Genomic DNA, 20,457 nt, shown 5'->3' on the forward strand with positions numbered 1-20,457 from the left:
GACGCGGTGAAAAAATGAGTACAAAAAGGAAACGAAGCGTTCGGAACGAAATCCGACCGGATGCGTTGCGTGCGACCGGAACTGATGCTCGCGAACTCCAGGGGCTCGATGTTTTCTTTATTTTCCCAAGCCAAAGACGTAGGACGTACGGGGTTTCTGCCAGCTGGAACCAATCGTAACAAATCCAAGATGGTGTATCGATGAAAATACGGCCTGCAAAAATTGACGATGCCCAGGAAATGGCGGCGCTTCAGAATGAGATATTCTCGGCCGGCCTGCGAAAGATGCCAACGGATATGTCGACCGTGCTGGCAAATTATATCGAGCACACGGACCGTATCGAGTGCTCGGTCGCCGAGGACGAGAATGGGCGCATACTGGGGTTTCAGTCCCTGCGTTATGCGCGGGACGACAACCCCTATGGGGTGGCGGAAGGGTGGGGCATTATCGGCACCCATGTCAGCCCACAGGCCGCACGAAAAGGTGTTGGGTCCGCTCTTTTCGCGGCGACCCGGACGGCGGCGCAGGCCCGCGGCCTGAAAAATATCGATGCCAGCATCGGTGCCGATAATGTGCTCGGCCAGCGTTATTATGATGCCATGGGATTCACGACCTACCGTCAGCCAGAAGGGCTTGTCTGCAAGGTTTACCGGCTGGATTAAGCGCCGCTTTTGCAGATGTCGTGGCGGGGCATTCAGCTGCGATTGTCGTTTTCCGAATATTGCAGACGTGCCTTGCAGATGCGGATGTGGTTCTCATCGGCCCATTGCACCAGCAATTTCATCGGTACCAGAAAGGAGCGGCCGAGATTGGTGAGCTCATATTCCACGCGCGGCGGCACCTCGGCATAAAGCGTGCGGCGGATGAAACCGTCCTCTTCCAGCCGCTTCAGCGTGCGCGACAACATCTGCTTGGAAATATCGTCGATCCTGCGGTTCAGTTCGTTGAAGCGCAGAACGCCACCCTGAAGGGCTTCCAGAACCAAAAGACTCCATTGATCGCCGATGCGATCCAGGACGTCGCGGATGGGGCAGGGCTGCTCGAAGGTGAAGATTTCCCTGGTCTGTGTTTCCGACATTTTCTTACCCCTTGCCCTTTTTCTGGAGCCTCAAGGTCATCGCCATGTGACCAGATCACCAGCGGCTGACTTCTTGCGGCCAGCTTTGCGATACCATAGCTCTGCATTCCGGTCTATTATTTAGACCAATGACGATATCAACAGAGGAAACAAGCCATGGCTAAAATCGCGCTCATCGGCGCTTCCGGCAACGCCGGATCCCGTATCCTGAAGGAACTTTCCGATCGCGGCCATCAGGTCACGGCGATCGCCCGCAATCCCGAAAAGATCGCCGCCCTGCCGGGCGTGGTAGCAAAGAAGGGCGATGTTTTCGATCAGGCGGCGCTTTCGGAGCTGCTGAAGGGTCACGATGCCGTGATCAGTTCGGTACACTTCACCGCCAGCGATCCTGCAACGCTGATCGAGGCGGTGCGCGCTTCCGGCGTTCCGCGCTATCTCGTCGTCGGCGGCGCCGGCAGCCTCGAAATTGCACCCGGTCAGCGCGTCGTCGACCTGCCGGATTTCCCCGCCGCCTACAAGGCCGAGGCAACGAAGGGCGCGGAATTCCTGGACAGGCTGAAGCAGGAAAAGCAGCTGGACTGGACCTTTGTGTCGCCTTCGGCCGAATTCGTGCCGGGCGAAAGAACGGGGAAATTCCGGATCGGCAAGGACACCCTTCTCAGCAACGATCAGGGCAGCCGGATTTCTTTCGAGGATTACGCCATCGCGCTTGTCGATGAAATCGAGAAGCCGCAACATTCCCGTCAGCGTTTCACGGTCGGTTATTGAGAGGGATCACCCATGAATTTCGTTACACGCCGCCTCGCCATCGCTACGCTTGCGCTTGTGCCCGCATTGATGGCCGCTCCGGTTCTGGCCGAGACCGCCAAACGCGATTTCGCGCAGGAAGAAGCCAACCGCAAGCTGGTGATCGAGTTCTACGATACGGTCTTCAACAAGCATGAGGTTGACAAGGGCGCCGCCGTCCTCGTCGACAGCTACAAGCAGCACAACCCGATGGTGCCGGATGGCAAGGCGCCGTTCGTTAATTATTTTACCGGCTTCTTCAAGGAGAATCCGCAGTCGAAAGCGCGGATCGTGCGTAGCGCCACGGATGGCGATCTGGTCTATCTGCACATCCATTCGACGGAAAATGAGGGCGATCGCGGCAGGGCCATCGTTGATATCTTCCGCGTCACCGATGGCAAGATCACCGAGCACTGGGACGTGATTCAGTCTATTCCGGAAACGGCGGCGAACAATAATACGATGTTCTAAGGGCCGATGCCGTCGCATTGCCGATAGCAGGGGAACAGCCGGGATTTTCTCCCGGCTGTTTTCATTTTCAGATTGCACGTCGTTTCTGGCGCGACTGTACGATCAAATCCAGCGCCAGCATTGCCAGCAGGCTCGCGCCCACCAGCGGGAAAATGATGCCGCCGATGGCAAGCATGGCGATGAGACCGCGCAGGACGCGTTTCTCCTGTGGCAGGGGCGGTACGCCGAGTGAGCCTCTGGGGCGGCGTTTCCACCACATGATACCGGCGGACGCGGCAAGCAGGACGATGCCGATGCAGACCGCCAGCAGAACAATCTGGTTGGCAAGGCCATATTGCTGGCCGAGATGGACGTTGATGCCCCATTCCAGCGCCTTGCCGAGCGGACCGTAATCGGCATAGCTCATGTCGATCAGCGCCTCGCCGCTATATTGATCGAGATGAACCACGCGCTGCTGCGCGAGATCGTCGGGATAAACCGAGCCGCTGTAAACACCGGTCGATTTTCCCGGCAGGGCAACGGCGTAACCGGGAGCGAGGCCGAGCGCGTCGAAGCGCGCGATCGCGACGTCGATCCCGATCGGCGGGGTGCCGGCGGAAGCGGTGGATTGAGGTATTTTCGCCTGCTCCAGCGACCAGCTGGTCTTGGCAACGTGGTCGAGATGCTCGCCAGATATCGGAACGTTAGTGCGAACGCCGGCGGGATATCCGAAATTGCTGCCATTTGCCCATTCGTTGACCTTCGCGCCCCAGACGCCCGACCAGGGCATGCCGGTGACCGCAAGGAAAACGATGAAAAAGCCCACGAAAATGCCGGTGACGGCATGGGTATCGCGCCAGAACACTCGCTTCTTCGGCGTGCCGCGCACGGTAATGACGCCGCCGGTCTGCTTGCGTGGCCACCAGAGATAAATGCCTGTCGCGACAAGAAGAATGGACCAGCCCGCCGCGATCTCGATCAGATAGCGGGCATAGGTGCCGAAATATTTCAGGCTGTGGAGATAGCGGATCGTCCACATGACGGTGCCGCGATCCGGCAGGGAGCCGGCAACCTCGGCCGTGTAGGGGTCTACATATACCGCCTGCTTTCCGTTGGCGGTATTGACGGTGATCTCAGCGGAAGCGCCCGGATCGACGGGTGTGGTGTATTTGACGGCGGTCCCGGGTACGGCCGTTAGCGCCGCAGCGATGATATCGGAAGGAAGAGCTTTCGGCGTGTTCTGCACCACCTGCACCCGTTTCAGATCGGAATGGAGGAGATTGTCGAATTCATCCCGGAAGAGATAAAGCGCACCTGTCACCGCAAGCGTTATCATGAAGGGCAGGACGAGAAGACCGGCGTAGAAATGCCAGCGCCAGACGGCGCGGTAAAGATTGATGGACGAGGATTGCGCAGGCGCGCTTTCGCCCCCGAAGGAGGTCGTGACGGACATGAATGTCTCCGCGAAAGAAAGGATTTCCGGCAGGCCGGGAGGGTCTCAAGCGTGCGGAGAGGCAGGGGGTGCGCGCGGACGCGATTCCAGATTGGGTGGCGATGGTGGTGACGCCGCATCGAATTTTATATAGGCGACCGCGTCGGTCGGGATGAGCAGGTCCGCACGCTCGACGGGCGTGACGGGAAGGGTCGCGATGGTAGCCGATGCCAGTCGGCAGAGCGTGCCGCAACAGTCGCCGGCGATCTTTCCCGCCGGATCCTGCTTGCCTGAACCGCCTTCCGGCATACGGGTGGAGCAGATGATATCATCCGTCGCCAGCGCTGCCATTGCCATATTGGCGCGGGTCAGGCCACTCGCGAGGCCTTGCAACAGGAAAAGCAGAACCGCCAGCGTGGCGATGGCGCCCGCCGAACTCCTGTCCTGCATGATCCTGCGAATGATCCCCATGGACCTGAAATGTCACATTTGCGCTGCAATGTCACCGCGACACATTGGCGGGTAGTTGCCAGCGCGCGTCCTGGACATGTTTTTGAAGCAAAGCGGCGCTTTGGTTCCGCGCACTCTACGACTACTCCGCAGCCGGGATGGGCGTCGGTTGTCCGTTTTCGTCCATAGCCACCATGATGAAGGTGCCGGCGGTGACTTTTTCGAGTTTGTCGAAACGTGACCGCTGCGCCCAGGCTTCAACCGTCAGTGTAATCGAGGTGCGGCCGACGCGGGCGATATCGGTATAGATGGACAGCGTATCGCCGATCTTCACCGGCAGTTCGAAGGCCATTTCCTTGACCGCCGCCGTGACGACGCGACAGCGGGAGCGTTCCGCGGCGCGGATGCCGCTTGCCAAGTCCATCTGCGACATGACCCAGCCGCCGAAAATATCACCGGCGGGATTGGCGTCGGCCGGCATGGCGAGCGTTCTGAGCGTCAGCTCGCCGGTCGGTTTGATGGTCTGCTCGGTCATGTTGAGATGTGCTCCATGCGAATGACAAAGGCGCAGCATGCGTTGTGCTTTGTGATTTCGCAAGGAAGGGAAAGCGTCAAGACGACGCTTTGCCCAGAAATTGCTGCGTTGCGTAAAGAGCGATCGCCGCCGCGTTCGAGACGTTAAGCGATTTGATCTCGCCCGGCATATCGAGGCGCGCAAGCGCCGAGACGGTTTCGCGGGTCTTCTGCCGCAGGCCCTTGCCTTCAGCTCCCAGCACCAGTGCGATCTTTTCGCCGTTGAAAGTCCGCTCGATGGGGGCGGGACCTTCCGAATCCAGACCGACGGAGAAGAAGCCGAGCTTGTGCAACTCACCCAGCGCATCGGCCAGATTGGTGACCTGGATATAGGGAATGAGTTCCAACGCGCCGGAAGCGGATTTCGCCAGGACGCCTGACTCGGTCGGGCTATGGCGCATGGTGGTGATGACGGCACCGGCGTTAAAGGCGACCGCCGAGCGCATGATGGCGCCGACATTGTGCGGATCGGTGACCTGATCTAGCACGAGAACGAGGGGGCTGTCCTTCAGCGCGCCGAGACGCTTGACCGGCAGCGGCTTCGTTTCCAGCATCACGCCCTGATGGATCGCCTCGGGGCCGAGTACCTTGTCGATATCCTGCGGGGAAACCATCTCGACCGGGAAGGGCTGGGCACCCGCCTCGCCGATATCCAGACGCGCAAGGGCGTTTTGGGTGACGGAGAGCTTGACGATCTGTCGTTCGGGATTGACGAGTGCGGCGCGCACGGTATGCAGGCCGTAAAGATGCACCTGATCGGGCGCAAGCTGCGGCGGCTTCCAGTCGTCCGCGTCGCGGTTCCTGCGCCTCTGCTGCGGCGGGGTGGGGATTTCGCCCCTTTCGCGCTTGGCGTCGCGCACGGCGCGGCGAAGGGTGGCGTAGTGCGTATCGCGGGTGGATTTGTTGTTTGGATCGTCTTTGCTCATGGCGCCTTATATCTCCGGTAAGAGGCGCACACCAGCCCCCGCGATAATCCACAGGCCTGGAAAGAGGTTTGAATTTTTTCCCGAAAATTCGTGAAAGGGCGTGTTGACAGAAACGAACGAGGCCGTCATATACGCGCCACAGACGACGCAACGGCGCTTCGCCGCAGCGAAATCTGAAGAGCTTGGTCGCTCGATCCTAGCAGAAAGCTGGAGGGATGCCCGAGTGGTTAAAGGGGACGGACTGTAAATCCGTTGGCTACGCCTACGTTGGTTCAAATCCAACTCCCTCCACCATTCTGCACGGATCGAAATCACCACCGCGGGTATAGCTCAATGGTAGAGCAGCAGCCTTCCAAGCTGAATACGCGGGTTCGATTCCCGCTACCCGCTCCAAAAATTTCCCAGCGCGATCGATATTTTTTTGCCGTTCATTCTCTGACTGTGCAGTGCGTTTTCAGCTTGCCTCCAGGGCAGAGCAGATGCGCTGTTTCTCTTCGTCGAGCTCACTGAGCCTTCCCATATGCGCCGTGATTTCCTCAAAGATCGCAGGCAGATGCGTCGTTGAATGGCGTTCTAGTTGGCGCAGGGCGGTAATCACCTCGATCAGATCGATGCGTTCTCGTTCTAGTTTTTCAAGATTCCACAGCATGGTCGCGTTTTCCCGTTGGCATGCGTTCAACAGCCCAAGGGGATAAAAGTTCAAATCCATCAAGTTTAAGGTAAATTTTATCTTATCGACCGCATCACGTCGCATCAGTGCCGGTTTAGTAAGGAGAACGACACTGTGCCCGCGCGCCAGCGACCATATAGCTGTTGTCAGTGGGATGGTATGAGGCGTAACGTGCAGCGCACCATTTCACGTGGTTGATTTCGGCTTGCGAGAGCGCGTAGCCGCTGGCTGAGGCTTCTTCGGCCTTACCCGCGGCAAAGGCGGAGGCAGGGTAGCCGCGTGCGTCTGAATCCTGTGTCTGTTCGTGCTGCTGGTAGGCCGGCTGTATGAGGCTCAGTGCTTGCGCGGGCATGATAGAAGCGGCAGATATCGCGACGCTAAGAGCGAACGCGGAGATGGTCTTCGGCATCCTCAACATCGGTAAATCCTCGTTATTCGTTCGAGATGCTAACGAAAACTTAGGATATTCGTTCCGTGGGAGAGGTGATCGCACACGAACACGTGATTCTCCGGGCAGGGGGCGAGTCGTCAGTCGAAGCGGTAAGACCGGATGTCAGGCCATTCGCGCACGGGGGGCGAGTGGCGATACGATGCCGTCTGACCGCAAACACGATTTGCTCGATGAGCGCCTTTTCCCCGCCGCCAACACGACTTTCCGTCCATGCCGCACTGCTCGTTGACAAGTGGAAAATCCGGTCGGATAGTCGCCCGGCAATCATGCAACCGGGAGTCTTCTATGTTTAACAGGGCTGTCATTCTCTCATCATTTGCGCTGCTGGCATCGGCGGCGTTTGTCTCCCCCGCATCCGCACTCACCATGAAGGAGTGCAGCGTGAAATATCAGGCTGCGAAAGCCGACGGGTCTGCCAAGGATGTCAAGTGGAACGACTATCGCGCAAAGTTCTGTGGCAGCGATGCAGCCGCTGAAGATGCCGCCGATGACAAGCAGGTCGCGGCCACCACCGAGAAAGAACCCGAGAAAGCCACGATAAAGGCCCCGAAGGGCGTCGCTTTTCCGAGTGCTGTCGATAAGAAATATTCAAGCGAGACGCCCGGGAAGGCCCGCCTGAAGACCTGTGTCGACTCCTATCACAAGAACAAGAATGACGGCACGCTCGGCGATCTGAAATGGATCCAGAAGGGCGGCGGCTACTGGAGCCTCTGCAACACCGCTCTCAAGAGCTGAGACGGGTGGGAGCGGCGGCCGATGGTCGTTGCTCCAGCATTGCTGCTTTTGCGAAACGGCACTGGCTAAGGCATGTGCCGACTCGGCTGTGATTGCTCGTGCATGAGTTTCCAGCCGCCATCGTCGGCGCATGACGAGATGGTTGCCCATCCGCGGTCAGGAGTTGGCCGCGGATGAGCGGGTTGTGCGTCGGCTGGAAACGATGGCATGGGCAACCCCGTTTTCGGGCGGGTAATATCTGCGGATGGCTCGCGGGTCAGGCGCCTGATAGAAAGAGTTTAATTCTGCGGCTCGATCCGCATCCAGCAATTAAGACGACTGCTGCTCGCCGATGGCGGCTGGTCGGCAATGTGGGCGGATGACCAGGCGATTTCGAAACTATCTCACCGTGTTGGCCATATCTCTGCTGATGTGGACGGTGATACTCGGCGTCGTTTATTGGCTGTTTCGATAGTCGTATCGCGGCTTGCGGATCATGGTAAAATTGCTGCCATGCAGACGCAGTAACGAGCCCCGACAATATCCTTCCAAGCGTATTCTCGATCTCCCCAGCGCATTCTCGGAAATGTGATCGACGAAGGGTCGCTGCCTCATTTCGGCTATGCCGCCATGCCCTTATGGTTGGATGCCATCAGGAAAGGGTCATCATGAGAAAAACCGTTGCCTTACCATGTCTTGCAACCTTTGCCTTATCGATTGCTGCAGACGCTCTGGCGGAAGATCTGGTGATTCCGCTTCCGAAGGACACGGCGGTCGAAAAGGTGGAGACCCTCTACCAATGCGCCGCTGACAGGGTAGAGGCCGTCTATTTTAATACCGGCGATATCAGCCTTGTGCGGTTGGGGCTAAAGGATGGCGTCACCGTCGCTGCAAATGTGATTTCCGGATCGGGCGCCAAATATCAGGGTGGCGTCTATGTCTGGTGGTCAAAGGGTGATGAAGCCGATCTCTATGATCTGATGGCTGATCCTGACATGAAGAAGCCGGTTCACTGCGTGGAGGCCAAGAAGTCCTGATCGCTTGATATACCCCCTTAAAGGAGCGGCGGCAGGGCGGTTTCTGAAAACCTTGCCATGCCGCCGGTCAGCGTGGGCGTGCGACGCGTTCAGCCAAGAACGAGCGACGCAAGAAGAGCCAGCAGGATGAGAGAGCTGGCGACTACGCCCAGCTTCATCCGGCGAAGGCGGCGGGTGCGCCCGCCGCTCCAGTCATAAGCCATTGGCAGCTTTACCTTTCTTTTTATTATTATGACTTATTACCTAGCTCCCTAGGCTTGTCCGTAGCTGACCTCAATAGCCAGAATCCATCGGCAAAAAATTACGATTTCCCTGTCTCATCATGGTGTTGCAGCAAGCGAGGCGATTGATTCTCGCCCTCTTTCCGGCGTGGAGGCGGGAGGTGCGGCTCCGATGGGCGCGGTCATGAAAAAGGCCCGGAAACTGGTGTTTCCGGGCCTCTTTTGAAGGTATCGCTGCCGTCTGTCTCAGCCCAGATAGGGCCGGATGTAGGGCAGGACCTCGATCGTGCCGTGATACAGCATGTTGAGCGCCACATAGATGATGACCATCAGGCCGAGATAGGAAATCCAGCGATAACGGTGCAGCAGCTTGGCGACGAAGTTGGCGGCGAGGCCCATCAGCGCAATCGACACGATGAGGCCGATGATCAGCACCGTCACATGTTCCTGCGCGGCGCCGGCGACAGCAAGCACGTTGTCAAGCGACATGGAGACGTCGGCGATGACGATCTGGGTCGCGGCCTGGAAGAAGGTCTTGTGACCCTTGGTCAGATCGGCCTCTTCGTCCGTCACCTCGTCTTCGATGGAGCCCGAGGCCTCGCGCAGTTCCGTCCACATCTTCCAGCACACCCAGGCAAGCAGCAGGCCACCGAACAATTGCAGGCCGACAATGGCGAGGAGCTGCACGGTGACTGCAGCAAAACCGATGCGCAATACCGTGGCGGCGATGATGCCGACCAGAATGGCTTTACGGCGAAGATGGGCGGGGAGACCGGCGGCGGCGAGGCCGATGACGATCGCATTGTCGCCCGCTAGAACGAGATCGATCGCAATCACCTGTAAGAATGCCGTGAAGCCGGCGGCTGTGAAGATTTCCATGGAACGGTCCTGAAACGGATAAAAGGACACGGGGAGAAGCGAAAGATCGATATAGAGCCCAGCAGGCATGCCCTGCGCGTCTTTCCAATCGCCCGTCTCCCCCCGACGATTGAATGTCCTTAAGCCATCATGCCGGCGCGGGTAAAGAAGTTGTGATGCAAATATCTCAATTAGTGATCAACAATGGGGCGGAGCGGCTCTTCGGGCCCGCGCGGCTTCGCCCTCCTTCACGGGGTTTAAATGTCGCAAAACATATACCATATACGCGGCTCAGGGCACGCTTAGAGCGCGCGCGAAGACGCTTTCACAATTAAGTCTTGCGCATTCGCTTACAAAGCCTTAAACGGCGACACCAAACCGGTTCGCCGGGAAAACTACTTCACGTTCACAGGAAGCAATTCACATGGCAAAGAGCAAGTTTGAGCGCAATAAGCCGCACGTCAACATTGGCACGATCGGTCACGTCGACCACGGCAAGACGTCGTTGACTGCTGCGATCACGAAGTATTTCGGCGAGTTCAAGGCGTATGACCAAATCGACGCCGCTCCTGAAGAGAAGGCTCGTGGTATCACGATTTCGACGGCCCACGTTGAGTATGAGACGCCGAACCGTCACTACGCTCACGTTGACTGCCCCGGCCACGCCGACTACGTGAAGAACATGATCACCGGTGCTGCCCAGATGGACGGCGCGATCCTGGTTTGCTCGGCTGCCGATGGCCCGATGCCGCAGACCCGCGAGCACATCCTGCTTGCCCGTCAGGTTGGCGTTCCGGCAATCGTCGTTTTCCTCAACAAGGTCGACCAGGTTGACGACGCCGAGCTTCTCGAGCTCGTCGAGCTCGAAGTTCGCGAACTTCTGTCGTCCTACGACTTCCCGGGCGACGATATCCCGATCATCAAGGGTTCGGCACTTGCTGCTCTTGAAGATTCTGACAAGAAGATTGGTGAAGACGCGATCCGCGAGCTGATGGCTGCTGTTGACGCCTACATCCCGACGCCTGAGCGTCCGATCGACCAGCCGTTCCTGATGCCGATCGAAGACGTGTTCTCGATCTCTGGCCGTGGTACGGTTGTGACGGGTCGCGTTGAGCGCGGTATCGTCAAGGTTGGTGAAGAAGTCGAAATCGTCGGCATCCGTCCGACCTCGAAGACGACTGTTACCGGCGTTGAAATGTTCCGCAAGCTGCTCGACCAGGGCCAGGCTGGCGACAACATCGGTGCACTCGTTCGCGGCGTTACCCGTGACGGCGTTGAGCGTGGTCAGATCCTGTGCAAGCCGGGTTCGGTCAAGCCGCACAAGAAGTTCATGGCAGAAGCCTACATCCTGACGAAGGAAGAAGGCGGCCGTCATACGCCGTTCTTCACGAACTACCGTCCGCAGTTCTACTTCCGCACGACGGACGTTACCGGTATCGTTTCCCTGCCGGAAGGCACGGAAATGGTTATGCCTGGCGACAACGTCACGGTTGCAGTTGAGCTGATCGTTCCGATCGCGATGGAAGAAAAGCTGCGCTTCGCTATCCGCGAAGGCGGCCGTACCGTCGGCGCCGGCATCGTGGCTTCGATCGTCGAGTAATCTTTTCCCGCAAGGGATTTGAGAAAAACCCCGCTGGAGACAGCGGGGTTTTTTGTTTGTATCGAGGGCTTGGGCAAGGATAGCTTTCGCTCCGGGGACGGGGCTGTTACGTCAAGGTGGGGAATGAAGAGGAGTATCATGAAGAAGCGCATTCTGTTTACAGGTGGTTCCGGCAAGGCTGGCAGGCACGTGATCCCTTGGCTCATCGATAAGGGTTATGAGGTTCACAACATCGATCTCGTGCCGCTTGACCGGCCTGGCGTCACCAATCTCATCGTCGATATCACCGACAGCGGTCAGGTCTTTAATGCCCTGTCGATGCACCGGAATTTCTCCGAGCTCGAAAGCGGGAAGGGCGTTCTGCCTTACGATGCGGTTATCCACTTCGCCGCGGTTCCCCGCATCCTGATAAAGCCTGACAACGAGACATTCCGCGTCAATACAATGGGAACCTACAATGTCATCGAGGCGGCGGTGAAGCTTGGTATCCGGAAGATCGTGATCGCGTCGAGCGAGACGACCTATGGCATTTGTTTTGCCGAAGGTGATCGGAACTTCCATCAATTCCCGCTTGAGGAAGATTATGATGTGGACCCGATGGATTCCTACGGGCTGTCAAAAGTGGTGAATGAGAAGACCGCACGGGCGTTTGCCGAGCGAAGCGGCTGCGACATTTATGCGCTGCGAATCGGAAATGTCATCGAGCCCCATGAATATGAGAATTTCCACGGCTTCTTTGCGCGTCCCGAAATCCGCAAGCGCAATGCATGGGGCTATATTGACGCGCGCGACCTCGGGCAGATTTGCCATCTCTGTGTTGAAAAGGACGGTCTCGGATATCAGGTCTTCAACGCGGTCAATGACACCGCGACAGCAACGGTTCCCACACGCGAGATTGCCCGGCGCTATTTTCCCGATGTGGCTTTCCGCCGCGAAATCGGAGAATATGAAGGGCTGATTTCTAACCGCAAGATACGCGAGGTTCTCGGCTTCAAGGAGGAGCACGACTGGCGCAGTTACGTTAAAATTTGACAGGCGCACGCTTTTTCGGGACGAGAGTGGAAAAAACAAAAAACACACTTGCCATTCTTTTCCCGGCGTCTTAAAGGAGCGCATACCGAATTGGCCAAGCGATTTTCGCGGCCGGTTCAGGTGTTGAAGGGGTATAGCTCAGTTGGTAGAGCGGCGGTCTCCAAAACCGCAGGTCGTAAGTTCGAGCCTTACTGCCCCTGCCACTTTCCATTCGCAAGCGCGGTTTTCGCTGCATGGCAGATGGGGCCGGTTTACCGGCGAATTTCGCCGAATGTCGATTTCCTCTTGTTAAAAGTGGAATCGGTGTTTATGTAAGGTCAAAACAGACACGCGGTGCGTGGGGCTGATTAGTTCGGCTTTACGCGCCGTAATTGCGTGGGCAGTCAATGGCATCCAAAACCAATCCGTTTACGTTTCTGCAGCAGGTTCGCGCCGAAGCGTCAAAGATCACTTGGCCGTCGCGCCGCGAGACCATGATTTCGACGGCAATGGTGCTGGTGATGGTCATTTTTGCGGCTCTGTTCTTCTTTGCTGCGGACCAGCTCATCGGCTGGCTGCTCAGCCTGGTGCTGAACGTAGGCCGGTAACGGCACGCTCGAAGGCCCGGTAGAAGGATCGAACGGAGAATAAAAATGGCAGCGCGCTGGTACATCGTTCACGCATATTCGAATTTCGAAAAGAAGGTCGCTGAGTCGATCGAGGAAAAGGCCCGCCAGAAGGGTCTTGATCATCTTTTCGAGAAAATCCTCGTGCCGACCGAAAAGGTGGTCGAGGTGCGTCGCGGTCGCAAGGTCGATAGCGAGCGCAAGTTCTTTCCAGGTTACGTGCTGGTGCGCGCCAACCTGACGGATGAGGCCTATCACCTCATCAAGAACACGCCGAAGGTAACCGGTTTCCTCGGTTCGGACAGCAAGCCTGTTCCGATTCCCGACTATGAAGCCGATCGTATCCTCGGTCAGGTTCAGGAAGGTGTCGAGCGTCCGAAGTCTTCGGTTTCGTTCGAGATCGGCGAGCAGGTTCGCGTCTCCGACGGTCCGTTCGCGTCGTTCAACGGCGTGGTGCAGGATGTCGACGAAGAGCGTTCGCGCCTGAAGGTGGAAGTTTCGATTTTCGGCCGCGCTACGCCGGTCGAGCTGGAATACAATCAGGTCGAGAAGGTCTGATTGGCGGGGCGAAGCCCCAAGCGCGTGGAAGGCAAACTGGCTCTTTAAGCCGGGGCAGGGCGCCGCACCACGCAACCGCAGCCGCCGGAGCAATCCGGCTTAAGAGAAGCCGGGTAACCGGTTTGAATTGAAAGGCAGAGAGATATGGCTAAGAAAGTTGCAGGCCAGCTCAAGTTGCAGGTAAAGGCCGGGGCGGCCAATCCGTCCCCGCCGATCGGTCCTGCACTTGGTCAGCGTGGCATTAACATCATGGAATTCTGCAAGGCGTTCAATGCCGCCACGCAGGAAATGGAAAAGGGTATGCCGATCCCGGTCGTCATCACCTATTACCAGGACAAGTCCTTCACCTTCGTCATGAAGCAGCCGCCGATGACCTACTGGCTGAAGAAGGAAGCGAAGATCACCTCCGGTTCCAAGACGCCTGGCAAGGGCGCCAAGGTCGGCTCCATCACCAAGGCTCAGGTCAAGACGATCGCTGAAGCCAAGATGAAGGATCTGAACGCAGCCGACATCGAAGGCGCAATGGCAATGGTTGAGGGCTCTGCCCGCGCCATGGGCCTGGAAGTGGTAGGTTGATCATGGCCAAGGTAGCAAAGCGCATTCAGAAGATCCGCGAAGGCGTGGATCCGAACAAGCTCTACGTTCTCACCGACGCCATTTCTATGGTCAAGGAACGTGCCGTTGCCAAGTTTGACGAAACCGTTGAAGTTTCGATGAACCTGGGCGTTGACCCGCGCCATGCGGACCAGATGGTTCGTGGCGTTGTCAACCTGCCGAACGGCACCGGCCGTGACGTTCGCGTCGCCGTCTTCGCCCGTGGCGCCAAGGCTGATGAAGCCACGGCTGCCGGCGCTGACGTTGTTGGTGCGGAAGAACTGGTTGAAATCGTCCAGGGCGGCAAGATCGACTTCGATCGCTGCATCGCGACCCCGGACATGATGCCGCTCGTCGGCCGTCTCGGCAAGGTACTCGGCCCGCGTGGCATGATGCCGAACCCGAAGGTCGGAACCGTGACCATGGACGTTGCCGGTGCTGTCAAGGCATCCAAGGGCGGCGCTGTCGAATTCCGTGTCGAAAAGGCCGGTATCGTACACGCTGGCGTTGGCAAGGCTTCGTTCGACGCCAAGGCTCTTGAAGAAAACATCAAGGCTTTTGCCGATGCTGTCATCAAGGCAAAGCCGACGGGTGCCAAGGGCAACTACGTCAAGCGCGTCGCGATTTCCTCGACCATGGGTCCGGGCGTCAAGATCGACCCTTCGTCGGTCACCGCTTAATCAATTCTCGCGCTTCCCAAGGGAAGTGTGAATAAAAGAATTTCCGGCTCCCAGGAGCCGGAGATTTCCGGGGAAACCCGGAACTCCTGTCCGAGATTGTGGGTGGCCTTGTCTTTCGGGATCTGGCCTTAATCATTCAACCTGCATGAGACGGGTGAGGCTGGATTTGAGGCATCTTGCGGTGCCTGACTGTCCGGTTCGAACCTGGTGTGCCTGTGCCTGAAGCCGTTTGCGGCGACAGAGCGGGGGACAGGATCCTCGAGCGTCGCTCGGGATCTTTGTAAAAAGGTCCCTTGGGGCAAAGGCAAACCCGACGGGTTCACAATCATGTGGTCCCGTCTACTGGAGACAGACAGTGGAAAGAGCGGAAAAACGCGAATTCGTCACGGAGCTGAACGAAGTCTTCAAGGCTTCCGGTTCGGTTGTCGTGGCCCACTATGCTGGTGTCACCGTTGCGCAGATGAACGACTTCCGTTCGAAAATGCGCGCTGCCGGAGGCACCGTCAAGGTCGCGAAGAACCGCCTGGCCAAGATCGCTCTTCAGGGCACGGAGTCGGAAGGGATGACCAATCTCTTCAAGGGCCAGACGCTGATTGCATACAGCGTCGACCCGATGATCGCTCCGAAAGTCGTCATGGATTTCGCCAAGACCAACGACAAGGTCGTTGTTTTGGGCGGTTCCATGGGCGCAACCACGCTCAACGCCGAAGCAGTCAAGTCGCTTGCGACCCTGCCTTCGCTGGACGAGCTGCGCGCAAAGCTGCTGGGCCTTCTCAATGCCCCGGCAACTCGCGTCGCTACGGTTGTCGCCGCACCTGCAAGCCAGCTGGCTCGGGTGTTCTCGGCTTACGCCAAGAAGGACGAAGCCGCTTAAGGCGGTTTTTCGCTGTAATTATTCAAACCGGTTCGAACCGAATTAAAGGAACTAAAAAATGGCTGATCTCGCAAAGATCGTTGAAGACCTCTCCACCCTGACCGTTCTGGAAGCTGCAGAACTGTCGAAGCTTCTTGAAGAAAAGTGGGGCGTTTCCGCTGCTGCTCCGGTAGCTGTTGCTGCTGCTGGCGGTGCTGGCGTTGCTGCTGCTGCTGAAGAAGAAAAGACCGAATTCGACGTGATCCTGGTTGACGCTGGCGCCAACAAGATCAACGTCATCAAGGAAGTTCGCGCTATCACGGGCCTCGGCCTGAAGGAAGCCAAGGACCTCGTTGAAGGCGCTCCGAAGGCTGTCAAGGAAGCTGTTTCCAAGGCTGAAGCTGCTGACCTCAAGAAGAAGCTTGAAGACGCTGGCGCCAAGGTCGACGTTAAGTAATCTTGCGATTGCTGGCGGGAAGGGGCTTCATGCCCCTTTCCGTCGTTATCGTTTTTAAAACTCATTACCCAAAAGCCGCGTGAAAATGGCTTTTGGGTAATGGGTTCTTCAAGAGAATGGTTCCGAACCGGCTCATCTAGGCAATCCGGCCTGATCGATCCGGGATGTGGAACGAGATTGATGACACCCATTGCTTGACGGGATCGACTGGCCATCGGTTCCCGTCCGTTGCAGGCCCGGATGCAATTTTAAAGGAGCGACGATGGCTCAGACCCTTTCGTTTAACGGTCGCAGGCGCGTACGCAAGTTTTTCGGCAAAATTCCAGAAGTAGCGGAAATGCCGAACCTCATCGAGGTTCAGAAGGCTTCGTACGACCAGTTTCTCATGGTTGACGAGCCCAAGGGTGGCCGTCCCGACGAGGGATTGAATGCCGTATTCAAATCCGTATTCCCGATCACCGATTTTTCCGGCGCCTCCATGCTCGAATTCGTATCCTACGAATTCGAAGCGCCGAAGTTCGATGTCGAGGAATGCCGTCAGCGTGATCTGACCTATGCAGCGCCGCTCAAGGTGACGCTGCGCCTCATCGTGTTCGATATCGACGAAGATACCGGCGCGAAGTCCATCAAGGACATCAAGGAACAGTCCGTCTACATGGGCGACATGCCGCTCATGACCAATAACGGTACGTTCATCGTCAACGGCACCGAGCGCGTCATCGTTTCGCAGATGCACCGTTCGCCGGGCGTGTTTTTCGACCACGACAAGGGCAAGAGCCATTCTTCCGGCAAGCTGCTCTTCGCTGCCCGCGTGATCCCGTATCGCGGTTCCTGGCTCGACATCGAGTTCGACGCTAAGGACATCGTCTATGCGCGTATCGACCGTCGCCGCAAGCTGCCCGTGACCTCGCTCCTGATGGCGCTCGGCATGGATGGCGAAGAAATCCTGTCGACCTTCTATACCAAGGCGAGCTACGAGCGCTCCGACGACGGCTGGCGCATTCCGTTCCAGCCTGAAGCGCTGAAGAATGCCAAGGTCATCACCGACATGATCGACGCCGACACCGGCGAAGTCGTTGTCGAAGGTGGCAAGAAGCTGACCCCGCGCCTTATCCGCCAGCTGACGGAAAAGGGCCTGAAGGCGCTGAAGGCGACCGACGAAGACCTGTACGGCAACTTCCTTGCCGAAGACATCGTCAACTACTCGACGGGTGAGATCTATCTCGAAGCCGGCGACGAAATCGACGAAAAGACGCTCGGCCTCATTCTGCAGTCCGGCTTTGACGAGATTCCGGTTCTCAACATCGACCACGTCAATGTTGGCGCCTATATCCGCAACACGCTGTCTGCCGACAAGAACCAGAACCGCCAGGAAGCCCTGTTCGACATCTACCGCGTCATGCGTCCGGGTGAGCCGCCGACCATGGATTCGGCGGAAGCGATGTTCAACTCGCTGTTCTTCGATGCCGAACGTTACGACCTTTCGGCTGTTGGCCGCGTGAAGATGAACATGCGTCTCGACCTCGACGCGGAAGACACCGTGCGCACCCTGCGCAAGGAAGACATCCTCGCGGTCGTCAAGATGCTGGTCGAACTGCGCGACGGCAAGGGTGAAATCGACGACATCGACAACCTCGGCAACCGCCGTGTTCGTTCTGTCGGCGAGCTGATGGAAAACCAGTATCGTCTGGGCCTTCTGCGCATGGAACGTGCGATCAAGGAACGTATGTCCTCGATCGAAATCGACACCGTGATGCCGCAGGACCTGATCAACGCGAAGCCGGCAGCTGCTGCCGTTCGCGAATTCTTCGGTTCCTCGCAGCTGTCGCAGTTCATGGACCAGGTGAACCCGCTTTCGGAAATCACCCACAAGCGCCGTCTTTCGGCTCTTGGACCGGGTGGTCTGACCCGCGAGCGCGCCGGCTTCGAAGTCCGCGACGTTCACCCGACCCATTATGGCCGTATTTGCCCGATCGAGACGCCGGAAGGCCCGAACATCGGTCTTATCAACTCGCTTGCAACCTTCGCCCGTGTGAACAAGTACGGCTTCATCGAAAGCCCGTACCGCAAGATCACTGATGGCAAGGTCACCAACGACGTTATCTACCTCTCCGCCATGGAAGAGGCGAAGTATTATGTCGCGCAGGCCAACGCGCCACTCAATGAAGACGGTTCCTTCTCCGAAGAATTCGTCGTCTGCCGTCACTCGGGCGAAGTTATGCTCGCACCGCGTGACAACATCAACCTGATGGACGTTTCGCCGAAGCAGCTCGTTTCGGTCGCAGCGGCTCTCATTCCGTTCCTGGAAAACGACGACGCTAACCGCGCTCTCATGGGCTCGAACATGCAGCGTCAGGCCGTTCCGCTTCTGCGGGCGGAAGCGCCGTTCGTCGGCACGGGTATGGAACCGATCGTTGCTCGCGACTCCGGTGCTGCCATCGCGGCTCGCCGTGGCGGTATCGTCGATCAGGTGGATGCGACGCGTATCGTTATCCGCGCTACGGAAGATCTCGATGCCGGCAAGTCCGGTGTTGATATCTATCGTCTGCAGAAGTTCCAGCGTTCCAACCAGAACACCTGCGTCAACCAGCGTCCGCTGGTTTCCGTCGGTGACGCCATCTCCAAGGGTGACATCATCGCGGACGGTCCGTCGACCGATCTCGGCGATCTGGCGCTCGGCCGCAACGCGCTCGTCGCGTTCATGCCCTGGAACGGCTACAACTACGAAGACTCGATCCTGATGTCGGAGCGTATCGTTTCCGACGACGTGTTCACCTCCATTCACATCGAAGAATTCGAAGTGATGGCGCGTGACACGAAGCTTGGTCCGGAAGAAATCACGCGCGACATTCCGAACGTTTCGGAAGAAGCGCTGAAGAACCTTGACGAAGCCGGTATCGTGTACATCGGTGCGGAAGTTCAGCCGGGCGATATCCTCGTCGGCAAGATCACGCCGAAGGGCGAAAGCCCGATGACGCCGGAAGAAAAACTTCTGCGCGCCATCTTCGGTGAAAAGGCGTCCGACGTTCGCGACACTTCCATGCGCATGCCTCCGGGCACGTTCGGTACGGTCGTGGAAGTCCGCGTCTTCAACCGTCACGGTGTGGAGAAGGACGAGCGCGCGATGGCTATCGAGCGCGAAGAGATCGAACGTCTGGCGAAGGACCGTGACGACGAGCAGGCGATCCTCGACCGTAACGTTTACGGCCGTCTGATCGAAATGCTGCGTGGCCAGGTTTCCATCGCCGGTCCGAAGGGCTTCAAGAAGGGCGTCGAGCTCTCCAACGCCGTCGTCTCCGAATATCCCCGCTCGCAGTGGTGGATGTTCGCTGTCGAAGACGAGAAGGCTCAGTCCGAGCTGGAAGCGCTTCGTGGCCAGTATGACGAATCCAAGTCGCGCCTTGAACAGCGCTTCATGGACAAGGTCGAAAAGGTCCAGCGCGGCGACGAAATGCCTCCGGGCGTGATGAAGATGGTCAAGGTCTTCGTTGCGGTTAAGCGCAAGATCCAGCCCGGCGACAAGATGGCCGGCCGTCACGGTAACAAGGGCGTCGTCTCGCGTATCGTTCCGGTCGAAGACATGCCGTTCCTCGAAGACGGCACGCATGTCGACATCTGCTTGAACCCGCTCGGCGTGCCTTCGCGCATGAACGTCGGCCAGATTCTCGAAACCCACCTCGCATGGGCATGCGCAGGCATGGGCAAGAAGATCGGCGAGATGCTCGAAGAGTATCGCAAGACGATGGACATCAGCGAGCTTCGCAGCGAGCTGACGGAAATCTATGCGTCTGAAGCCAATGACGAGGTTCAGCGTTTTGACGACGACTCGCTCGTCAAGCTTGCCGAAGAAGCCAAGCGCGGTGTTTCCATCGCGACGCCGGTTTTCGACGGGGCGCATGAGCCTGACGTTGCCGCGATGCTGAAGAAGGCAGGTCTGCATGAATCCGGTCAGTCCGTCCTTTACGACGGCCGTACCGGTGAGCCGTTCGACCGCAAGGTCACCGTCGGCTACATGTACATGATCAAGCTGAACCACCTTGTCGACGACAAGATCCACGCTCGCTCGATCGGTCCTTACTCGCTCGTTACCCAGCAGCCGCTGGGCGGCAAGGCGCAGTTCGGCGGACAGCGCTTCGGGGAAATGGAAGTCTGGGCTCTGGAAGCATACGGCGCAGCTTACACGCTGCAGGAAATGCTCACCGTCAAGTCGGACGACGTGGCTGGCCGTACCAAGGTTTACGAAGCGATCGTCCGTGGCGACGACACCTTCGAAGCCGGTATTCCCGAGAGCTTCAACGTTCTCGTCAAGGAAATGCGGTCGCTCGGCCTGTCCGTCGAGCTGGAAAACTCGAAGATCGAGAACCAGCCGGAAGACCAGCTGCCCGACGCGGCGGAATAAAATTGAGAGAGGCGGGCGCCTGCAAGGGCGCCT

General features: G+C 58.0%; 22 protein-coding genes and 3 tRNA genes. 17 read left to right on the forward strand and 8 right to left on the reverse strand.

What is annotated here, in order from left to right; genetic code table 11:
• Positions 1-200 precede the first annotated feature (200 nt).
• A complete protein-coding gene (locus tag ACFVTJ_RS02830) occupies positions 201-662 on the forward strand; it encodes a GNAT family N-acetyltransferase (RefSeq protein ID WP_386904466.1) in 462 nt (153 codons plus the stop codon).
• Between the two features lie 32 nt (positions 663-694).
• Here the strand turns inward: ACFVTJ_RS02830 and ACFVTJ_RS02835 are convergent, their stop codons facing one another.
• Positions 695-1,078: a winged helix-turn-helix transcriptional regulator gene (locus ACFVTJ_RS02835; protein WP_386904468.1), complete on the reverse strand. Its 384-nt coding sequence runs from the start codon at positions 1,076-1,078 to the stop codon at positions 695-697.
• Positions 1,079-1,234: 156 nt separating this feature from the next.
• Here ACFVTJ_RS02835 and ACFVTJ_RS02840 point away from each other — a divergent pair, with 156 nt between their 5' ends.
• Together ACFVTJ_RS02840 and ACFVTJ_RS02845 are read left to right on the forward strand one after the other, a co-directional pair.
• On the forward strand, positions 1,235-1,846 hold the full coding sequence (locus ACFVTJ_RS02840) for an NAD(P)-dependent oxidoreductase (RefSeq protein ID WP_386904470.1): 612 nt from the start codon (positions 1,235-1,237) through the stop codon (positions 1,844-1,846).
• A 12-nt stretch (positions 1,847-1,858) separates the two neighbouring features.
• Positions 1,859-2,335, forward strand: a complete 477-nt coding sequence (locus tag ACFVTJ_RS02845) for a nuclear transport factor 2 family protein (protein ID WP_386904472.1) — start codon at positions 1,859-1,861, stop codon at positions 2,333-2,335.
• Between the two features lie 67 nt (positions 2,336-2,402).
• On the opposite strand, the gene ACFVTJ_RS02850 is transcribed toward ACFVTJ_RS02845, so the two are convergent.
• From ACFVTJ_RS02850 to rlmB, 4 genes are all read right to left on the reverse strand, one after another.
• The gene (locus ACFVTJ_RS02850) at positions 2,403-3,767 is read right to left on the reverse strand and encodes a PepSY-associated TM helix domain-containing protein (protein ID WP_386904474.1); all 1,365 of its coding nucleotides are present in this window, start codon (positions 3,765-3,767) and stop codon (positions 2,403-2,405) included.
• Positions 3,768-3,812: 45 nt separating this feature from the next.
• On the reverse strand, positions 3,813-4,217 hold the full coding sequence (locus tag ACFVTJ_RS02855) for a DUF2946 family protein (RefSeq protein ID WP_386904476.1): 405 nt from the start codon (positions 4,215-4,217) through the stop codon (positions 3,813-3,815).
• A 121-nt stretch (positions 4,218-4,338) separates the two neighbouring features.
• Entirely contained in the window at positions 4,339-4,731 is a 393-nt protein-coding gene (locus tag ACFVTJ_RS02860) for an acyl-CoA thioesterase (RefSeq protein WP_386904478.1), read from the reverse strand.
• A 76-nt stretch (positions 4,732-4,807) separates the two neighbouring features.
• Positions 4,808-5,695, reverse strand: a complete 888-nt coding sequence (gene rlmB, locus ACFVTJ_RS02865) for a 23S rRNA (guanosine(2251)-2'-O)-methyltransferase RlmB (protein WP_386904480.1) — start codon at positions 5,693-5,695, stop codon at positions 4,808-4,810.
• Positions 5,696-5,904: 209 nt separating this feature from the next.
• Between rlmB and ACFVTJ_RS02870 the strand changes: the two genes are divergently transcribed.
• Positions 5,905-5,989: transfer RNA gene (locus ACFVTJ_RS02870), tRNA-Tyr, on the forward strand.
• Between the two features lie 25 nt (positions 5,990-6,014).
• Positions 6,015-6,088 (forward strand) — tRNA-Gly (locus ACFVTJ_RS02875).
• 61 nt (positions 6,089-6,149) lie between these two features.
• Here ACFVTJ_RS02875 and ACFVTJ_RS02880 read toward each other — a convergent pair.
• Both ACFVTJ_RS02880 and ACFVTJ_RS02885 read right to left on the reverse strand, forming a co-directional pair.
• Positions 6,150-6,344, reverse strand: a complete 195-nt coding sequence (locus ACFVTJ_RS02880) for a hypothetical protein (RefSeq protein WP_386904482.1) — start codon at positions 6,342-6,344, stop codon at positions 6,150-6,152.
• A 115-nt stretch (positions 6,345-6,459) separates the two neighbouring features.
• Positions 6,460-6,783, reverse strand: a complete 324-nt coding sequence (locus ACFVTJ_RS02885) for a BA14K family protein (protein ID WP_386904484.1) — start codon at positions 6,781-6,783, stop codon at positions 6,460-6,462.
• Positions 6,784-7,101: 318 nt separating this feature from the next.
• On the opposite strand from ACFVTJ_RS02885, the gene ACFVTJ_RS02890 reads away from it, so the two are divergent.
• Together ACFVTJ_RS02890 and ACFVTJ_RS02895 are read left to right on the forward strand one after the other, a co-directional pair.
• A complete protein-coding gene (locus ACFVTJ_RS02890; RefSeq protein WP_386904485.1) occupies positions 7,102-7,551 on the forward strand; it encodes a hypothetical protein in 450 nt (149 codons plus the stop codon).
• A gap of 647 nt (positions 7,552-8,198) precedes the next feature.
• Entirely contained in the window at positions 8,199-8,567 is a 369-nt protein-coding gene (locus ACFVTJ_RS02895) for an MliC family protein (RefSeq protein ID WP_386904487.1), read from the forward strand.
• Positions 8,568-9,034: 467 nt separating this feature from the next.
• Here the strand turns inward: ACFVTJ_RS02895 and ACFVTJ_RS02900 are convergent, their stop codons facing one another.
• A complete protein-coding gene (locus tag ACFVTJ_RS02900) occupies positions 9,035-9,667 on the reverse strand; it encodes a TerC family protein (protein ID WP_386905259.1) in 633 nt (210 codons plus the stop codon).
• A gap of 403 nt (positions 9,668-10,070) precedes the next feature.
• On the opposite strand from ACFVTJ_RS02900, the gene tuf reads away from it, so the two are divergent.
• From tuf to rpoB, 10 genes are all read left to right on the forward strand, one after another.
• Complete coding sequence (gene tuf, locus ACFVTJ_RS02905; protein WP_386904489.1) at positions 10,071-11,246, forward strand: elongation factor Tu; 1,176 nt, start codon at positions 10,071-10,073, stop codon at positions 11,244-11,246.
• Positions 11,247-11,384: 138 nt separating this feature from the next.
• Positions 11,385-12,278 carry an NAD-dependent epimerase/dehydratase family protein gene (locus ACFVTJ_RS02910; protein ID WP_386904491.1) on the forward strand — a complete coding sequence of 298 codons (894 nt, stop codon included), beginning with the start codon at positions 11,385-11,387 and terminating at the stop codon, positions 12,276-12,278.
• A gap of 127 nt (positions 12,279-12,405) precedes the next feature.
• Positions 12,406-12,481, forward strand: a tRNA-Trp gene (locus tag ACFVTJ_RS02915).
• Positions 12,482-12,664: 183 nt separating this feature from the next.
• On the forward strand, positions 12,665-12,865 hold the full coding sequence (gene secE / locus ACFVTJ_RS02920; protein ID WP_003523719.1) for a preprotein translocase subunit SecE: 201 nt from the start codon (positions 12,665-12,667) through the stop codon (positions 12,863-12,865).
• Positions 12,866-12,910: 45 nt separating this feature from the next.
• Positions 12,911-13,441: a transcription termination/antitermination protein NusG gene (gene nusG, locus ACFVTJ_RS02925; protein ID WP_065113670.1), complete on the forward strand. Its 531-nt coding sequence runs from the start codon at positions 12,911-12,913 to the stop codon at positions 13,439-13,441.
• A 144-nt stretch (positions 13,442-13,585) separates the two neighbouring features.
• Positions 13,586-14,017 carry a 50S ribosomal protein L11 gene (gene rplK / locus ACFVTJ_RS02930; protein WP_003523723.1) on the forward strand — a complete coding sequence of 144 codons (432 nt, stop codon included), beginning with the start codon at positions 13,586-13,588 and terminating at the stop codon, positions 14,015-14,017.
• Between the two features lie 2 nt (positions 14,018-14,019).
• Positions 14,020-14,715 carry a 50S ribosomal protein L1 gene (gene rplA / locus ACFVTJ_RS02935; RefSeq protein ID WP_003523724.1) on the forward strand — a complete coding sequence of 232 codons (696 nt, stop codon included), beginning with the start codon at positions 14,020-14,022 and terminating at the stop codon, positions 14,713-14,715.
• 355 nt (positions 14,716-15,070) lie between these two features.
• A complete protein-coding gene (gene rplJ, locus ACFVTJ_RS02940; protein ID WP_003507705.1) occupies positions 15,071-15,589 on the forward strand; it encodes a 50S ribosomal protein L10 in 519 nt (172 codons plus the stop codon).
• 58 nt (positions 15,590-15,647) lie between these two features.
• A complete protein-coding gene (gene rplL / locus ACFVTJ_RS02945; protein ID WP_046798159.1) occupies positions 15,648-16,025 on the forward strand; it encodes a 50S ribosomal protein L7/L12 in 378 nt (125 codons plus the stop codon).
• A gap of 262 nt (positions 16,026-16,287) precedes the next feature.
• Positions 16,288-20,424: a DNA-directed RNA polymerase subunit beta gene (rpoB, locus tag ACFVTJ_RS02950; RefSeq protein WP_386904496.1), complete on the forward strand. Its 4,137-nt coding sequence runs from the start codon at positions 16,288-16,290 to the stop codon at positions 20,422-20,424.
• Positions 20,425-20,457: the final 33 nt, after the last annotated feature.

The organism is Agrobacterium sp. NPDC058088, assembly GCF_042885035.1.
In the GTDB taxonomy this organism is placed as follows: domain Bacteria; phylum Pseudomonadota; class Alphaproteobacteria; order Rhizobiales; family Rhizobiaceae; genus Agrobacterium.

Bases quoted from the DNA above. Each gene is read 5' to 3' on its own strand.
- ACFVTJ_RS02880 (WP_386904482.1), bottom strand. From the start codon at position 6,344: ATGCTGTGGAATCTTGAAAAACTAGAACGAGAACGCATCGATCTGATC.
- tuf (WP_386904489.1), top strand. From the start codon at position 10,071: ATGGCAAAGAGCAAGTTTGAGCGCAATAAGCCGCACGTCAACATTGGC.
- ACFVTJ_RS02860 (WP_386904478.1), bottom strand. From the start codon at position 4,731: ATGACCGAGCAGACCATCAAACCGACCGGCGAGCTGACGCTCAGAACG.
- rpoB (WP_386904496.1), top strand. From the start codon at position 16,288: ATGGCTCAGACCCTTTCGTTTAACGGTCGCAGGCGCGTACGCAAGTTT.
- rlmB (WP_386904480.1), bottom strand. From the start codon at position 5,695: ATGAGCAAAGACGATCCAAACAACAAATCCACCCGCGATACGCACTAC.
- secE (WP_003523719.1), top strand. From the start codon at position 12,665: ATGGCATCCAAAACCAATCCGTTTACGTTTCTGCAGCAGGTTCGCGCC.
- nusG (WP_065113670.1), top strand. From the start codon at position 12,911: ATGGCAGCGCGCTGGTACATCGTTCACGCATATTCGAATTTCGAAAAG.
- ACFVTJ_RS02845 (WP_386904472.1), top strand. From the start codon at position 1,859: ATGAATTTCGTTACACGCCGCCTCGCCATCGCTACGCTTGCGCTTGTG.
- ACFVTJ_RS02835 (WP_386904468.1), bottom strand. From the start codon at position 1,078: ATGTCGGAAACACAGACCAGGGAAATCTTCACCTTCGAGCAGCCCTGC.
- ACFVTJ_RS02885 (WP_386904484.1), bottom strand. From the start codon at position 6,783: ATGTTGAGGATGCCGAAGACCATCTCCGCGTTCGCTCTTAGCGTCGCG.
- rplK (WP_003523723.1), top strand. From the start codon at position 13,586: ATGGCTAAGAAAGTTGCAGGCCAGCTCAAGTTGCAGGTAAAGGCCGGG.
- rplL (WP_046798159.1), top strand. From the start codon at position 15,648: ATGGCTGATCTCGCAAAGATCGTTGAAGACCTCTCCACCCTGACCGTT.
- ACFVTJ_RS02855 (WP_386904476.1), bottom strand. From the start codon at position 4,217: ATGGGGATCATTCGCAGGATCATGCAGGACAGGAGTTCGGCGGGCGCC.
- ACFVTJ_RS02830 (WP_386904466.1), top strand. From the start codon at position 201: ATGAAAATACGGCCTGCAAAAATTGACGATGCCCAGGAAATGGCGGCG.
- ACFVTJ_RS02910 (WP_386904491.1), top strand. From the start codon at position 11,385: ATGAAGAAGCGCATTCTGTTTACAGGTGGTTCCGGCAAGGCTGGCAGG.
- ACFVTJ_RS02895 (WP_386904487.1), top strand. From the start codon at position 8,199: ATGAGAAAAACCGTTGCCTTACCATGTCTTGCAACCTTTGCCTTATCG.
- ACFVTJ_RS02890 (WP_386904485.1), top strand. From the start codon at position 7,102: ATGTTTAACAGGGCTGTCATTCTCTCATCATTTGCGCTGCTGGCATCG.
- ACFVTJ_RS02840 (WP_386904470.1), top strand. From the start codon at position 1,235: ATGGCTAAAATCGCGCTCATCGGCGCTTCCGGCAACGCCGGATCCCGT.
- ACFVTJ_RS02850 (WP_386904474.1), bottom strand. From the start codon at position 3,767: ATGTCCGTCACGACCTCCTTCGGGGGCGAAAGCGCGCCTGCGCAATCC.
- rplA (WP_003523724.1), top strand. From the start codon at position 14,020: ATGGCCAAGGTAGCAAAGCGCATTCAGAAGATCCGCGAAGGCGTGGAT.
- ACFVTJ_RS02900 (WP_386905259.1), bottom strand. From the start codon at position 9,667: ATGGAAATCTTCACAGCCGCCGGCTTCACGGCATTCTTACAGGTGATT.